At 57.7% G+C, this 15,513-nt stretch carries 14 protein-coding genes; 8 read left to right on the top strand and 6 right to left on the bottom strand.

Annotated features, from left to right (window positions below; all coding sequences use genetic code 11):
- Positions 1-19: 19 nt before the first annotated feature.
- Positions 20-550 (bottom strand): inorganic diphosphatase, encoded by a 531-nt coding sequence (gene ppa, locus FN633_RS17845; protein ID WP_103818593.1) that lies wholly within the window; start codon positions 548-550, stop codon positions 20-22.
- A 309-nt stretch (positions 551-859) separates the two neighbouring features.
- On the opposite strand from ppa, the gene ytfQ reads away from it, so the two are divergent.
- From ytfQ to FN633_RS17820, 5 genes are all read left to right on the top strand, one after another.
- Positions 860-1,816 (top strand): galactofuranose ABC transporter, galactofuranose-binding protein YtfQ, encoded by a 957-nt coding sequence (ytfQ, locus tag FN633_RS17840; RefSeq protein ID WP_042388427.1) that lies wholly within the window; start codon positions 860-862, stop codon positions 1,814-1,816.
- Between the two features lie 29 nt (positions 1,817-1,845).
- Complete coding sequence (ytfR, locus tag FN633_RS17835; protein WP_154058705.1) at positions 1,846-3,348, top strand: galactofuranose ABC transporter, ATP-binding protein YtfR; 1,503 nt, start codon at positions 1,846-1,848, stop codon at positions 3,346-3,348.
- A 10-nt stretch (positions 3,349-3,358) separates the two neighbouring features.
- Entirely contained in the window at positions 3,359-4,384 is a 1,026-nt protein-coding gene (ytfT, locus tag FN633_RS17830; protein ID WP_154058704.1) for a galactofuranose ABC transporter, ATP-binding protein YtfT, read from the top strand.
- Entirely contained in the window at positions 4,371-5,372 is a 1,002-nt protein-coding gene (gene yjfF, locus FN633_RS17825; protein ID WP_154058703.1) for a galactofuranose ABC transporter, permease protein YjfF, read from the top strand. Before ytfT ends, yjfF begins: the two co-directional genes overlap by 14 nt.
- 109 nt (positions 5,373-5,481) lie before the next feature.
- Positions 5,482-7,047 carry a methyl-accepting chemotaxis protein gene (locus tag FN633_RS17820; protein WP_154058702.1) on the top strand — a complete coding sequence of 522 codons (1,566 nt, stop codon included), beginning with the start codon at positions 5,482-5,484 and terminating at the stop codon, positions 7,045-7,047.
- Positions 7,048-7,091: 44 nt separating this feature from the next.
- Here FN633_RS17820 and fbp read toward each other — a convergent pair whose 3' ends face one another.
- Complete coding sequence (gene fbp / locus FN633_RS17815; RefSeq protein ID WP_154058701.1) at positions 7,092-8,090, bottom strand: class 1 fructose-bisphosphatase; 999 nt, start codon at positions 8,088-8,090, stop codon at positions 7,092-7,094.
- Positions 8,091-8,262: 172 nt separating this feature from the next.
- On the opposite strand from fbp, the gene mpl reads away from it, so the two are divergent.
- Entirely contained in the window at positions 8,263-9,621 is a 1,359-nt protein-coding gene (gene mpl / locus FN633_RS17810; RefSeq protein WP_154058700.1) for a UDP-N-acetylmuramate:L-alanyl-gamma-D-glutamyl-meso-diaminopimelate ligase, read from the top strand.
- 45 nt (positions 9,622-9,666) lie between these two features.
- Here mpl and yjgA read toward each other — a convergent pair whose 3' ends face one another.
- Positions 9,667-10,218 carry a ribosome biogenesis factor YjgA gene (yjgA, locus tag FN633_RS17805; RefSeq protein WP_154058699.1) on the bottom strand — a complete coding sequence of 184 codons (552 nt, stop codon included), beginning with the start codon at positions 10,216-10,218 and terminating at the stop codon, positions 9,667-9,669.
- A 94-nt stretch (positions 10,219-10,312) separates the two neighbouring features.
- Here yjgA and pmbA point away from each other — a divergent pair, with 94 nt between their 5' ends.
- On the top strand, positions 10,313-11,665 hold the full coding sequence (pmbA, locus tag FN633_RS17800; protein ID WP_154058698.1) for a metalloprotease PmbA: 1,353 nt from the start codon (positions 10,313-10,315) through the stop codon (positions 11,663-11,665).
- Between the two features lie 32 nt (positions 11,666-11,697).
- Positions 11,698-12,087 (top strand): cytochrome b562, encoded by a 390-nt coding sequence (gene cybC, locus FN633_RS17795; protein WP_042388409.1) that lies wholly within the window; start codon positions 11,698-11,700, stop codon positions 12,085-12,087.
- Between the two features lie 49 nt (positions 12,088-12,136).
- Here cybC and FN633_RS17790 read toward each other — a convergent pair whose 3' ends face one another.
- From FN633_RS17790 to nrdD, 3 genes are all read right to left on the bottom strand, one after another.
- Positions 12,137-12,565, bottom strand: coding sequence for a hypothetical protein (locus tag FN633_RS17790; protein ID WP_154058697.1), 429 nt, complete (start codon positions 12,563-12,565; stop codon positions 12,137-12,139).
- Positions 12,566-12,706: 141 nt separating this feature from the next.
- Positions 12,707-13,171, bottom strand: a complete 465-nt coding sequence (gene nrdG, locus FN633_RS17785) for an anaerobic ribonucleoside-triphosphate reductase-activating protein (protein ID WP_154058696.1) — start codon at positions 13,169-13,171, stop codon at positions 12,707-12,709.
- Positions 13,171-15,309 carry an anaerobic ribonucleoside-triphosphate reductase gene (gene nrdD, locus FN633_RS17780; RefSeq protein WP_154058695.1) on the bottom strand — a complete coding sequence of 713 codons (2,139 nt, stop codon included), beginning with the start codon at positions 15,307-15,309 and terminating at the stop codon, positions 13,171-13,173. Before nrdD ends, nrdG begins: the two co-directional genes overlap by 1 nt.
- Positions 15,310-15,513 lie beyond the last annotated feature (204 nt).

Below are 15,513 nucleotides of genomic sequence, written 5' to 3'. Positions count from 1 at the left end.
TTGATAACCATAGTAACGGTTACTTCTTCGCAGCGCGCTCGAAAGAGGCCACGATTTCAGCTTTCGCCGCGTCGGCGTTATCCCAGCCGTCAACCTTAACCCATTTGCCTTTTTCGAGATCTTTGTAGTGCTCGAAGAAGTGGGTAATCTGCGCTTTCAGCAGTTCCGGCAGGTCGTTCACGTCTTTGATGTGATCGTACTCTTTGCTCAGCTTGGTGTGCGGAACCGCAACCAGCTTGGCATCTTCGCCCGCTTCGTCGGTCATCTTCAGCACGCCAACCGGACGGCAGCGAACCACTGAACCCGGCTGCAGCGGGTACGGGGTCGGGACCAGAACGTCAACCGGGTCACCGTCCAGGGAGAGGGTGTGGTTGATGTAGCCGTAGTTGCACGGATAGAACATCGCGGTAGACATGAAGCGGTCAACGAACAGCGCGCCCGTGTCTTTGTCGATTTCGTATTTGATCGGATCGGCGTTTGCCGGGATCTCGATAACTACGTAGATGTCTTCTGGCAGATCTTTACCCGCCGGTACGTTCAGTAAGCTCATGTTTGTTTCCTTTAAAATGTGTGGCAAACAAGTGCCGGGTATTATAGCCAACTCACGCCGAAAGTCTTCGCCTGTTTTCGCTTTCCCTCTGCTAATCGCGCGTTTCTCAGACCATTCACATGACTGAAAAGTACATAACCTCAGCCGCATTTTTCATAGCAAAATGAAAGCGATTACAAACTTGTGATTAACGTTTTATTTACTTTTTTGAAGTGTGATGTAACGCAATTCGTAACATCTTCCATTCGCTATAGTCTCTTCGCGAACATCTTTTAGCCAAACAATAATCACCCCTACGAGGACGTTATTATGTGGAAGCGCTTACTTCTGGTCACAGCAGTCTCAGCAGCCATGTCGTCTATGGCGATGGCAGCCCCGTTAACCGTCGGTTTTTCACAGGTCGGCTCCGAATCCGGCTGGCGAGCCGCTGAAACCAATGTCGCAAAAAGCGAAGCTGAAAAACGCGGTATTACGCTGAAAGTCGCCGACGGTCAGCAAAAACAGGAGAACCAGATCAAGGCGGTGCGCTCCTTCATCGCCCAGGGCGTGGATGCCATCTTTATTGCTCCCGTAGTAGCGACCGGCTGGGAGCCGGTGCTGAAAGAGGCTAAAGATGCCGAGATCCCGGTGATCCTCCTCGACCGTTCCATTGATGTGAAAGATAAGTCGCTCTACATGACCACCGTGACCGCCAATAACGTGCTGGAAGGCCAGCTGATCGGCGAGTGGCTGATCAAAACCGTCGGCGATAAGAAGTGTAACGTTGTCGAACTGCAGGGCACGGTAGGGGCGAGCGTAGCGATTGACCGTAAAAAAGGGTTCGCTGACGCCATCGCTAAAGCACCAAACATCAAAATCATCCGCTCCCAGTCCGGCGACTTTACCCGCAGTAAAGGGAAAGAGGTCATGGAGAGCTTTATCAAAGCCGAGAACAACGGCAAGAACATCTGCATGGTTTATGCCCACAACGACGATATGGCCATCGGTGCTATTCAGGCTATCAAAGAAGCAGGCCTGAAGCCGGGCAAAGATATTCTGACCGGCTCCATCGACGGCGTGCCGGATATCTTTAAAGCGATGATTGAAGGCGAAGCCAACGCCAGCGTTGAGCTGACGCCAAACATGGCTGGCCCGGCCTTCGATGCGCTAGAGAAATTCAAAAAAGATGGCACCCAGCCTGAGAAGATGACCATGACCAAATCGACGCTCTACCTGCCGGATACGGCGAAAGAAGAGCTCGAGAAGAAGAAAAATATGGGCTATTAAGCCCGGCGGTTCGTTTCGGGGAGGCCATCATGACCACCGACCAACACCAGGAAATTCTGAGTACCGAAGGGTTAAGTAAATTTTTCCCCGGCGTAAAGGCGCTTGATAACGTCAACTTTAGCCTGCGCCGGGGCGAAATTATGGCGCTCCTCGGTGAGAACGGGGCTGGTAAATCAACGCTCATCAAGGCGTTGACCGGCGTCTACCATGCCGATCGCGGCATTATCCGTCTCGAAGGCCAGGCGATTTCGCCTAAAAACACCGCCCATGCCCAGCAGTTAGGCATTGGGACGGTCTATCAGGAGGTTAACCTGCTGCCGAACATGTCGGTGGCAGATAACCTGTTTATCGGTCGCGAGCCGCGGCGCTTTGGTTTCCTGCAGCGCAAAGAGATGGAGCGCCGCGCCACGGCGCTGATGGCTTCCTACGGCTTCTCGCTTGACGTGCGCGAGCCGCTGAACCGTTTTTCGGTAGCAATGCAGCAGATTGTGGCTATCTGTCGCGCCATCGACCTCTCGGCGAAGGTGTTGATCCTTGATGAGCCTACCGCCAGCCTCGATACCCAGGAAGTGGAGATGCTCTTCACTCTGATGCGCCAGCTGCGCGCCCAGGGGGTAAGCCTGATCTTCGTCACCCATTTCCTCGATCAGGTGTATGAGGTCAGCGACCGCATCACCGTTCTGCGCAACGGCGGCTTTGTCGGCTGCCGCGAAACCCGCGAGCTGCCGCAGATCGAGCTGGTGAAAATGATGCTGGGGCGCGAGCTGGAGAGTAACGCCCTGCAACGGGCGGGCCGGACGCTGCTCAGCGACAAGCCGGTGGCCGCGTTTACTGATTTTGGCAAGAAGGGAACCATCGCTCCCTTTAGTTTTGAAGTGCGTCCCGGTGAGATCGTTGGCCTCGCCGGGCTGTTAGGCTCCGGGCGGACCGAAACCGCTGAGGTGATCTTTGGCATCAAGCCCGCCGACAGCGGCAGGGCGCTCATCAAAGGCAAGCCGCAGACCCTGCGCTCGCCGCATCAGGCATCGAGCCTGGGGATCGGCTTCTGTCCGGAAGATCGCAAAACCGATGGCATTATCGCCGCGGCCTCGGTGCGGGAAAATATTATTCTCGCCCTGCAGGCCCAGCGCGGCTGGCTGCGGCCCATTCCCCGTCGGGAGCAGAACGAGATCGCCGAGCGCTTTATTCGTCAGCTGGGTATTCGCACTCCCAGCGCCGAGCAACCCATTGAGTTTCTCTCCGGCGGCAACCAGCAGAAGGTGCTGCTCTCCCGCTGGCTGCTGACCAAACCCCAGTTCCTGATCCTCGACGAGCCGACGCGCGGCATCGACGTAGGGGCGCATGCCGAAATCATCCGGCTTATTGAAACCCTGTGCGCCGACGGCTTAGCGCTGCTGGTGATCTCCTCCGAGCTGGAGGAGCTGGTTGGCTATGCCGATCGGGTGATCATCATGCGCGACCGCAAGCAGGTGGCAGAGATCCCGCTCGCAGAACTTTCAGTTCCGGCGATCATGAATGCCATCGCGGCATAAGGAGTAGAGTGTGATGCCCCGTTCCCTTCCGCAAACCGGCCAGCCGAAGCGGCGAATAAGCTGGCCGACGGGTATGCCGCAGCTGGTGGCGCTGCTCCTGGTGCTGCTGGTCGACAGCCTGGTTGCACCGCATTTTTTCCAAATCGTTCTGCAGGATGGGCGGCTGTTCGGCAGCCCTATTGATATTCTTAACCGCGCTGCACCGGTGGCGCTGCTAGCAATTGGCATGACGCTGGTGATCGCCACCGGCGGGATCGACCTCTCCGTAGGGGCTATTATGGCGATTGCCGGAGCAACGGCGGCCTCGATGACCGTGGCCGGACACAGCCTGCCGATTGTGCTGCTGGCGGCAATCGGCAGCGGCGTGCTGGCCGGGCTGTGGAATGGCGTGCTGGTGGCCATCCTCAAGATCCAGCCCTTCGTTGCCACGCTTATCTTAATGGTCGCCGGGCGCGGCGTAGCGCAGCTGATCACCTCCGGGCAGATCGTCACCTTTAATGCCCCCAGTCTCTCCTGGCTCGGCAGCGGCTCGCTGCTGCTTTTCCCAACCCCGGTGATTATCGCTCTGGTAACGCTGGTGGTGTTTTGGCTCTTTACCCGCAAAACAGCGCTGGGCATGTTTATCGAAGCGGTGGGGATCAACATCCGCGCGGCGAAGAACGCCGGGGTGAATACCCGGCTAATGGTGATGCTGACCTATGTCCTGAGCGGCGTCTGCGCCGCCATTGCCGGCATCATCGTCACGGCAGACATTCGCGGGGCGGATGCCAACAACGCCGGGCTGTGGCTGGAGCTGGACGCCATCCTCGCGGTGGTAATCGGCGGCGGCTCGCTGATGGGCGGGCGCTTTAACCTGCTACTGTCGATTGTCGGGGCGCTGATTATCCAGGGTATGAACACCGGCATTTTACTCTCGGGCTTCCCCCCGGAGCTGAACCAGGTCGTGAAGGCCGTCGTTGTAATGTGCGTGCTGATTGTGCAGTCGCCGCGCTTTATCGATCTGATTAAGAGGAGCCGTGGTCATGATAAAACGTAACCTGCCGCTGATGATCACGCTCGGCGTGTTCGTGCTCGGTTATCTCTACTGCCTGACCCAGTTTCCCGGCTTCGCCTCAACGCGGGTTATCTGCAATATTTTGACCGATAACGCCTTTCTCGGGATTATCGCCGTTGGCATGACCTTCGTCATTCTCTCCGGCGGCATCGACCTCTCGGTGGGGTCGGTGATCGCCTTTACCGGCGTCTTTCTGGCGAAGGCGATTGGCTTCTGGGGGATCTCACCTCTGCTGGCCTTCCCGCTGGTGCTGGCGATGGGCTGCGCCTTCGGGGCCTTTATGGGCCTGCTGATCGACGCCCTGAAGATCCCGGCATTTATCATTACCCTCGCCGGGATGTTCTTCCTGCGCGGCGTCAGCTACCTGGTCTCTGAAGAGTCGATTCCCATTAACCACCCGATCTACGACACCCTCTCCAGCCTGGCGTGGAAAATTCCCGGCGGCGGTCGCCTGAGTGCGATGGGGCTGCTGATGCTGGGCGTGGTGGTGATAGGCATCTTCCTCGCCCACCGCACGCGCTTTGGTAATCAGGTCTATGCCATCGGCGGCAGCGCTACCTCGGCCAACCTGATGGGGATCTCCACCCGCAGCACTACGATCCGCATCTATATGCTCTCAACCGGGTTGGCGACGCTGGCGGGCATTGTCTTCTCTGTCTATACCCAGGCAGGCTATGCCCTGGCGGGGGTGGGGGTAGAGCTGGACGCCATCGCCTCGGTGGTGATTGGCGGCACGCTGCTCAGCGGTGGCGTGGGGACGGTGTTAGGCACGCTGTTTGGCGTGGCGATCCAGGGGCTGATCCAGACCTACATTAACTTCGACGGCACGCTCAGCTCGTGGTGGACAAAGATCGCCATCGGCATTCTGCTGTTTATCTTTATCGCCCTGCAACGCGGCCTGACGGTGCTGTGGGAGAACCGGCAGAACTCCCCGGTAACGCGAGTGAGCATTCCGGCAACAAAGCCATAACTTTTTGATATGGTTAAAAAATAGCTAAAGCTTTCCCGGTAGCGGTCGATAACTGTTCGAATCAGCACTATTCACGCTACGAAGTCTCTCTGCTACCGGGATCGCCATCATGCTTAGAACGCTTTCGATTCGCACAGGCCTGCTCTCTCTGCTGGCCGTAATGACGTTACTTCTCCTGTTGGTCAGCGGCATCGGTATTTATGCCCTGACCCAAAGCTCCTCCTCGCTACAGCGCATTAATCACCTTCAGGGTGAGCAGATGGCACGCCTGAACGAGGGCTATACCCTGATCCTGCGTGCGCGCAACGAAGCCGGACAGGCGGTGCGCATGATGGAGGTTGGGCTACTGGACGACGCAGGCAAGTCGGTAAAAAATATCCATAGCGAAGTCGCCCAGGCCCAGAAAGAGTTGCAGGAGACCATCGGCGCGGGTGTAGAGGACGCGAGCGGCCAGGCCCTGCTGGCGGCGGTTGCCAAAAGCTATCAGGCATACAACACCCAGGGCATCGTCCCGATGCTGACGGCGCTCAACCAGCAGAGTGCGGATGACTACTATTCGCTGCTCGAAAACCAGCTGGTGCCGGTATCGCGCCAGTTTGATAACGATATGCAGGCGTTTCTGAACTGGGGCGAAGCGCGCGGTAAAGCGGAAGTAAAAGCGGTGCAGGCGAGCAAAAAACGGGTGATGGCGCTGATCGTCATCGCCGCGCTGGTGACCGCCGGCATCATTGCCCTGGCGTGGCTGGCGCTGCGCCATATGCTGCTTAAGCCGCTTAGCGTCTCTATCCAGCAGCTGGAGCAGGTGGCGGCGGGCAACCTGACGCCCGCGCAGGCTGAGATGACCAGCAAAGAGTTCTCCCGCCTCAACGCTGCCATTGAGAACATGCGTCACTCGCTGGTGAGCTCGGTGACCCGCGTGCGGGACGCCAGCGCGCAGATTGATACCGGCAGCCGGGAGTTAACCGCAGGCAACGTCGATCTGGCCCAGCGCACCGAATCTACCGCCTCCTCCCTTGAACAGACTGCCGCCAGCATGGAGCAGATCACCGCCACGGTGAAGCAGAACGCTGCCAACGCCGAGCAGGCGCACCAGCTGGCGAAGACGGTCTCTGACACTGCCGATCGCGGCAGCGAAATGGTCTGCTACGTGATTGAGAAGATGCAGGATATCTCCGGCAGCTCGGCGCGCATCGCCGATATTCTTAGCGTTATCGACGGCATTGCCTTCCAGACCAACATTCTGGCCCTTAACGCCTCGGTAGAAGCGGCGCGGGCAGGGGAACAGGGCCGTGGCTTTGCCGTGGTAGCGGGCGAAGTCCGTAATCTCGCGAGCCGCAGCGCCGACGCGGCGAAAGAGATCCGCACCCTGATCACCGACTCGCAGACTCACGTCGGGGAGGGTAGTAATCTGGCAATGCAGGCCGGTGAGACGATGGATGAGATCGCCAGCGAAGTGACGCGCATGACGAAGCTGATGCGGGAGATTGCGAATGCGTCCCACGAGCAGAGTCGGGGTATTGAGCAGGTGAATATCGCGGTGAACCAGATGGATGAAACCGCCCAGCAGAATGCCGCGCTGGTGCAGCAGTCCTCTGCCGCGACCCACTCCCTGGAGCAGCAGTCCCGCGAGCTGGTGGCCGCGATGGCCTCATTCCGCCTGCAGGCCGCAGGCTAAAACAATTTACCCTCTCCAGGCGGAGAGGGTAACGTGACTGCGGGTTAGGCGTCCGGGTACTCGCGCATAAAGCGCTCTACGTCCTCAACCATCGCGTTGGTGCCGACGAAGAACGGACGGCGCTGATGCAGCGACTCCGGAATAATATCCAGAATACGCTCTTTACCGTCGCTCGCCTTGCCGCCCGCCTGCTCGGCCAGGAAGGCCATCGGGTTGCACTCGTACAGCAGGCGCAGCTTGCCTTCCGGGTGGGTTGCGGTGCTTGGGTAGAGGTAGATCCCGCCTTTCACCAGGTTGCGGTGGAAGTCCGCCACCAGCGAGCCGATATAGCGTGAGGTGTAGGGACGGTGGCTAAGCTTATCCTCTTCCTGGCAGAACTTGAGGTACTTCTTCACGCCCTGCGGGAACTTCATGTAGTTGCCTTCGTTAATGGAGTAGGTGTTACCCAGCTCAGGGAACTGCATGCGCTCCTGGCAGAGGGCAAAGACGCCAAGGGAAGGATCGTAGGTGAAGGCGTGCACGCCGCAGCCGGTGGTGTAAACCATAATGGTTGAGGAGCCGTAGAGCACATAGCCCGCAGCGACCTGCTTGTTGCCCGGCTGCAGGAAGTCTTCCACGGTGACCGGGGTGCCTACCGGCGTGACGCGGTGGTAGATAGAGAAGATGGTGCCAACGGAGACGTTAACGTCAATGTTGGAGGAGCCATCCAGCGGATCCATCAGAACCACATACTTCGCGTGCTCGTAGCCATCAAAAACAACGATCTCATCTTCTTCTTCTGAGGCGATACCGGCCACGATATTCCGCGCGCGCAGCGCCGCCTTCAGTTTTTCATTCGCGAACAGATCAAGTTTTTGCTGCACCTCGCCCTGCACGTTTTCGGCCCCGCTGGCCCCCAGAATATCGACCAGCCCCGCTTTATTAATATCGCGGTGGATGATTTTGGCGCCCAGCTTTATCGCCGACAGCAGCGAGGTCAGTTCCCCGGTGGCATGGGAGAAATCATGCTGCTTCTCAACGATAAATTCACCTAACGTTTTCATAACACTTTCCCTGCAATTAATGTGGAGTAAAGCGACTGTAACAATACTAACAAAGATCCGAATTAATGCGCACAGGTGAATCGCGCCAGCCAGAGTGAGATTCCGCTTAAATGCGTTTCTCTGGGCCGGACATGTGAGTAAAATGGATGCCAGTTAAAATAAGGACCGACGTATGCGCATTCATATTTTAGGAATTTGTGGAACCTTCATGGGCGGGCTGGCACTGCTGGCACGTGCTTTAGGTCATGAAGTAACGGGATCGGACGCCAATGTGTATCCGCCGATGAGCACCCTGCTGGAGAAGCAGGGCATCTCTTTAATTCAGGGTTACGATGCCAGCCAGCTTGATCCGGCTCCGGATCTGGTGATTATTGGTAACGCCATGACGCGGGGCAATCCGTGCGTTGAGGCGGTGCTGGAGAAGAGCATCCCTTATATGTCCGGGCCGCAGTGGCTGCACGACTTTGTGTTGCGCGACCGCTGGGTGCTGGCGGTGGCCGGTACCCACGGTAAAACCACCACGGCGGGCATGGCGACCTGGATCCTCGAAGCCTGCGGCTATCAGCCTGGCTTTGTGATCGGCGGCGTGCCGGGCAACTTCGACGTCTCCGCACGCCTGGGCGACAGCCCGTTCTTCGTGATTGAGGCCGACGAGTATGACTGCGCCTTCTTCGATAAGCGCTCCAAGTTCGTGCACTACGCGCCACGCACACTGATCCTCAACAACCTTGAGTTCGATCACGCCGACATCTTTGACGATCTGAAGGCCATTCAGAAGCAGTTCCACCACCTGGTGCGGATCGTGCCGGGGCAGGGCAAGATCATCCTGCCGGAGAACGACATCAACCTGAAGCAGGTGATGGCGATGGGCTGCTGGAGCGAGCAGGAGCTGGTGGGCGAGCAGGGCCACTGGCAGGCGAAAAAGCTCACTACCGATGCCTCGCAGTGGGAAGTGCTGCTGGACGGCGAGCGCGTCGGCCAGGTGAAGTGGGATCTGGTCGGCGAGCACAATATGCATAATGGCCTGATGGCAATTGCCGCCGCCCGCCACGTCGGCGTCACGCCTGCGGATGCGGCTAACGCCCTCGGCACGTTCGTCAACGCCCGTCGCCGTCTGGAGCTGCGCGGCACCGCCAACGGCGTCAGCGTCTACGATGACTTCGCCCACCACCCGACCGCGATTCTGGCTACCCTCGCCGCGCTGCGCGGCAAGGTCGGCGGCACGGCGCGCATCATTGCGGTGCTGGAGCCACGCTCGAACACCATGAAGATGGGGCTGTGCAAGGACGATTTGGCCCCGTCGCTGGGCCGGGCCGATGAGGTCTTCCTGCTGCAGCCGCAGCATATTCCCTGGCAGGTATCGGAAGTGGCAGAGGCCTGCGTGCAGCCTGCCCATTGGCATGTCGATGTCGATGCCCTGACGGATATGATCGTGAAAACCGCCCAGCCGGGAGATCACATTCTGGTAATGAGCAACGGCGGCTTCGGTGGCATCCACCAGAAGCTGCTGGACAGGTTAGAGAAGAAATAGAGGGAATTGCCCGGTGGCGCTAACGCTTACCGGGCATTTTACACACTACTCTTCGGCTTCCGACAGCTCGCGCAGATACTGGAAGATCAGACGCGCGGACTTCGGCGGCTTGTTACCGTCGCGCTCTTTCTGCGCGTTACGGATCAGCGAACGCAGCTGCTGACGGTCAGCGTTTGGCCACAGGTTTAATACGTCCGGCACCGCGTCGTCACCCTCGGCGATCAGGCGATCGCGAATGTGCTCCAGCTTGTGGAAGAACGCCACCTGCTGGTTATGGCGGTTTTTCAGCTTGTCCAGCGCCTGGCGAATCGGCTCGACATCGCGCTGGCGCAGCAGTTTGCCAATCAGCTGCATCTGGCGGCGGCGACCCTCTTTCTTGATACGCTGCGCCAGCTCAATGGCCGCGCGCAGATCGTCATCCAGCGGGATCTTATCGAGGGCGTTCTTGCCCAGGTCTACCATCTCTGCGCCGAGGCGTTTTAACTCTTCCGCATCGCGCTTAATTTCACTTTTACTGACCCAGATGATCTCATCATCTTCATCGTTGATATCATCACCGGGTACGTCATCGAGCCAGTCATCGGGCTGCTTGGTCATCTCAGGCTCCTTAAAAAAGAGGCTAATACTAACACCCTGGGAGCACACTGAGAATGGGTTCTCTGTTAGACTTCTTTAAAACTCCCCTTACATTATGGCATTGGCGATGAAAGTAATCACACAAGTTGCAGAGCAACGCAAAGCACTGGAAGAAGCCGTCTCCACCGCCCTGGGCTTAGCCGCAGGTAAATCAGACGGCGCAGAAGTGGCGGTATCGAAGACTACCGGTATTAGCGTCAGCACCCGCTACGGTGAGGTGGAGAACGTTGAATTCAATAGCGATGGCGCACTGGGCATCACCGTTTATCATCAAAACCGCAAGGGCAGCGCCTCATCCACCGACCTGAGTCCGGACGCTATCGCCCGCACCGTACAGGCGGCGCTGGATATCGCTCGCTACACCTCGCCGGATCCCTTTGCCGGCGTGGCGGACCGCGAGCTGCTGGCGTTCGAGGCTCCGGATTTGGATCTCTTCCACCCGGCGGAGATTACGCCGGATCAGGCCATTGAGCTGGCCGCCCGCGCCGAGCAGGCGTCGCTGAAGGCGGACAAGCGCATCACCAACACCGAAGGTGGCAGCTTCAACAGCCACTACGGAATTAAAGTCTTCGGCAACAGCCACGGCATGCTGCAAAGCTACTGCTCCAGCCGCCACTCGCTCTCCAGCTGCGTGATTGCTGAAGAGAACGGTGACATGGAGCGCGACTACGCCTACACCATGGGCCGTGCGCTGGGCGATCTTAAGTCGCCGGAGTGGGTGGGAGACGAGTGCGCCAGACGCACCCTGGCACGCCTCGCGCCGCGCAAGCTCTCCACCATGAAAGCCCCGGTGATCTTCGCTAACGAAGTCGCTACCGGGCTGTTTGGCCACCTCGTCGGGGCGATTGCTGGCGGCGCGGTTTACCGTAAATCCACCTTTTTGCTGGACTCCCTCGGCAAGCAGATCCTTCCGGAGTGGCTGACCATCGAGGAGCATCCGCACCTGCTGAAAGGGCTGGCCTCAACGCCGTTCGATAGCGAAGGCGTGCGCACCGAACGTCGGGACATCATCAAGGACGGCATCCTGACCCAGTGGCTGCTGACCAGCTACTCCGCGCGCAAGCTGGGGCTGAAAAGCACCGGTCACGCGGGCGGTATCCATAACTGGCGTATTAAAGGCCAGGGCCTTAGCTTTGAGCAGATGCTGAAAGAGATGGGCACCGGACTGGTGGTCACCGAGCTGATGGGTCAGGGCGTGAGCGGTATTACCGGCGACTACTCCCGCGGCGCGGCGGGCTTCTGGGTAGAGAACGGTGAAATTCAGTATCCGGTGAGCGAAATTACCATCGCTGGCAACCTCAAAGAGATGTGGCGCAATATGGTGACCATTGGTGACGATATTGAAACACGCAGCAATATACAATGTGGTTCTGTGCTGCTGCCGGAGATGAAGATCGCCGGTCAGTAAGCCATTTTGACAATAATAAAAGGACATGAGCAATGCGGAAAACGTTGTTAGCGATGTTAGCAGTCTCCTCTCTCGTTCTGGCCTCTTCTGCCGCGTTTGCGGCAGATCTGGAAGAGGATATGGAGACCCTCAACGATAATTTGAAAGTGGTACAGAAAACGGATGATGCGGCGGAAATGAAAGACGCATTAACCAAGATGCGCACCGCCGCGCTGGACGCGCAAAAAGCGACGCCGCCGAAAATGGAAGACAAAGCGCCGGACAGCCCGGAGATGAAGGATTACCGTCACGGGTTTGATATTCTGGTCGGCCAGATCGACGGGGCGCTGCAGCTGGCTAATGCCGGTAAGGTCAAAGAGGCGCAGGCGGCGGCAGAAGGGTTCAAAACCACCCGTAATACCTACCACCAGAAGTTCCGCTAATCGTTTTCTCATCGCTTAACGGCGGGAGTCACCTCCCGCCTGACCTGTTTTATTCCACCTCGCTATCAGGATTATTATAGGCCTCTATCGCCTTTAACTCCGCCGGGGAAATAGCCTGCTGAAGATCCTGCCGCGTTATTCGCTGCCCGGAGAGGGTGTCAATAATCTCTTCGCTGCCGTTTGGGTATTGAGTAACTGAGATGAGACGGCCGCCATACAGCGGAATACCGGTTAATTCCATTGTATAGTCGGTCTTCTTTATCTCCTCTTTTTTTATCTGCTGCTGTTTATCGATCTCATCCTGCGTTTTAGACGTAAGCGTTATCTTCGTGCTACTGTCCTCAGAATTTGTCGTATTATTATCGCTATTAATCTCTGCTAATTTGCTGTTATTTAGCAGAGTGGAGGGATTATCGCCGTTAGATAAATGCGAATCACCCTGCGCACTGACGGCGCTTATTTTTTCTATGCTATTCATCATCATCTCCGAAAAAAATATGCTGTGTAGAAGGCAGGGGAATACTGCCCCCAAGGGAGGTGACTACATCTGCGTTGGATAAACGAGACAGAAAAGTTATCGGCAATGAGGGGAAATGATTTAATAAAAGCCTGCGCCAGACTAGCGCAGGTAGTGAACAACCTGATTGCTGCTGCCGCGCCAGATCAGCATTGGATCTTTCAGATCCTGAACAAACTTACCGTCAATAAGGACGTTAATCAGATCGACGACGGCCAGCTGGTCGCGGCTTAGCTCGTCCAGCGTATAACCGGTCCAGACCCAGATATCCTTTCCGGGACATTCGGCACGGATGCGCTGCACCAGCCGGAGAATATCCGGCACGTTTTGCGGATGGAGCGGATCGCCGCCGGAGAGCGAAATGCCCTGGCGTTTGATCCGCGTATCGTTGAGATCGTTAATAATCCGGTCTTCCATCTCAACGGTAAAGGGCTGGCCCGAGTTAAGCCGCCAGGTGCTTTTGTTATAGCAGCCGGGACACGCGTGCACGCACCCCGAAACGAATAGCGTACAGCGCGTGCCTGGACCGTTGACGATGTCGACAGGGTAGTATTGATGATACTGCATTACCCAATCTGCCCGTTGCCCAAATGCTTGACGCGGCGCTTCACCTCTTCCTGCTTGCCGGCGTTAAACGGCCGGGCGTCCGGGCTGCCTAAATAGCCGCAGACGCGGCGGGTTACCGAGACGCGGGCGGCGTCGTGGTTGCCGCATTTCGGGCAGGTAAAGCCTTTGCTGGTGCACTCGAACTCGCCGGTAAAGCCGCACTCATAGCACTCATCGATCGGCGTGTTGGTGCCGTAGTAGGGCACGTGCTGATAGCTGTAATCCCAGACATCCTCCAGCGCCTTCAGGTTGTGCTGGATGTTCGGGTACTCGCCGTAACAGATAAAGCCGCCGCTGGCTAACGGTGGGTAGGGCGCTTCGAAATCAATCTTGTCGTAAGGATTAACCTTCTTCTCCACGTCGAGGTGGAAGCTGTTGGTGTAGTAGCCTTTATCAGTAACGCCCGGCACCACGCCGAACTCGGCGGTATCGAGACGGCAGAAGCGGTCGCAGAGGTTTTCGCTCGGCGTGCTGTAGAGGCTGAAGCCGTACCCGGTTTCCTCTTTCCACTGGTCTACCGCCTGACGCATCCGCTCGACGATGGCGATGCCTTTGGCACGCAGCATCTCGCTGTCGTACATGTGCGTATCGCCAAATAGGGCGTTAATGGTTTCATGAATGCCGATATAGCCCAGCGAAATCGAGGCGCGCCCGTTCTTAAAGATCGATGACACCTCATCGTCGGCCTTCAGCCGCACGCCGCACGCGCCTTCCATATAGAGGATCGGCGCAACGCGGGCCTTCACCCCTTCCAGACGCGCAATGCGGGTCATCAGTGCTTTACGCGCCAGCGTCAGGCGCTCGTCAAGCAGCGTCCAGAACGCCGCCTCGTTGCCTTTCGCCTCCAGGGCGATGCGCGGCAGGTTCAGGCTAATGACGCCGAGGTTGTTACGCCCGTCGTGGATCTGCTCCCCGTTCTCATCTTCATACACGCCAAGGAAGCTGCGGCAGCCCATCGGAGTTTTAAAGGAGCCGGTCACCTTCACCACCTGATCGTAGTTGAGGATATCCGGGTACATACGCTTGCTCGCGCACTCCAGCGCCAGCTGCTTAATGTCGTAGTTAGCATCACCAGGCTTGTGGTTCAGCCCGTCGCGGATGGCGAATACCAGCTTCGGGAACACCGCCGTTTTGCGGTTTTTCCCGAGACCGGCGATGCGGTTGCGCAGAATTGACTGCTGGATCAGGCGTGATTCCCAGCTGGTGCCCAGCCCGAAGCCAAAGGTCACGAACGGCGTCTGGCCGTTGGCGGTGTGCAGGGTATTGACCTCGTACTCCAGCGACTGGAAGGCGTCGTAGCACTCTTTCTCGGTGCGTGAGCGGGCGTAGCCGTCGGCGTCAGGGATCTGCCACTCATCCGCCGTTTTACGGTGCTTGTCGAAGCTGGCGGTCACGAAGGGAGCCAGTACCTCATCGATACGGTTGATGGTGGTGCCGCCGTAGATGTGGCTTGCCACCTGGGCGATGATCTGCGCGGTGACCGCCGTGGCGGTAGAGATAGACTTTGGCGGTTCGATCTCGGCATTGCCCATCTTGAAGCCCTGGGTCAGCATCCCCTTCAGGTCGATAAGCATGCAGTTAAACATCGGGAAGAAGGGGGAGTAGTCGAGATCGTGGTAGTGGATATCCCCGCGCTCGTGAGCCAGCACCACGTCGCGCGGCAGCAGGTGCTGACGGGCGTAGTGCTTGGCAACGATGCCCGCCAGCAGGTCGCGCTGGGTCGGGATCACCTTGCTGTCTTTATTGGCGTTCTCATTGAGCAGGGCGGAGTTGGTCTGCTCTACCAGGCCGCGGATCTCCTGATTCAGGCGACCGCGCTTCTCGCGGGAGATATCGCGGTCGTGGCGATACTCAATATAGGCCCGCGCCAGCTGCTTGTAGGGGCCGGCCATCAGCTGGTTTTCCACTGCGGTCTGGATCTCGCTGATGTCTACCTGCGATCGCGCCTGCATCTGCTGTCTGACCACCTCTGCGACGGTAGCGCAATAGTCGGCATCGTCAACGCCTGCCGCAGCGGCGGCGCGCAGAATAGCTTCCTGAATACGCTCTGATTTGAACTGTACCTTACAGCCATCTCGCTTCATCACATGCGGGGTCATGTTCTCTCCATAGTTAAACGGTTATCCACGGCGGTGTTGGAATAATAGGCGATTAATACAATATGTAGCGCCGGGACGGCATTTTAAGTGCTACATATAGTGATTTGCATCAAACAAGTTTGCGATTTTATTGATGCAGGACAAGGCAAAAAGGGGAGCGTACAGAGGGCGTGCGCTACGGGAAATGTAAATATTGCGGGGTAA

Origin of the sequence: Pseudescherichia vulneris (assembly GCF_902164725.1) — a bacterium.
Lineage (GTDB): Bacteria > Pseudomonadota > Gammaproteobacteria > Enterobacterales > Enterobacteriaceae > Pseudescherichia > Pseudescherichia vulneris.
Note: the sequence above shows the minus strand (reverse complement) of the source record. Positions and strands in the feature narration are given on the sequence as shown.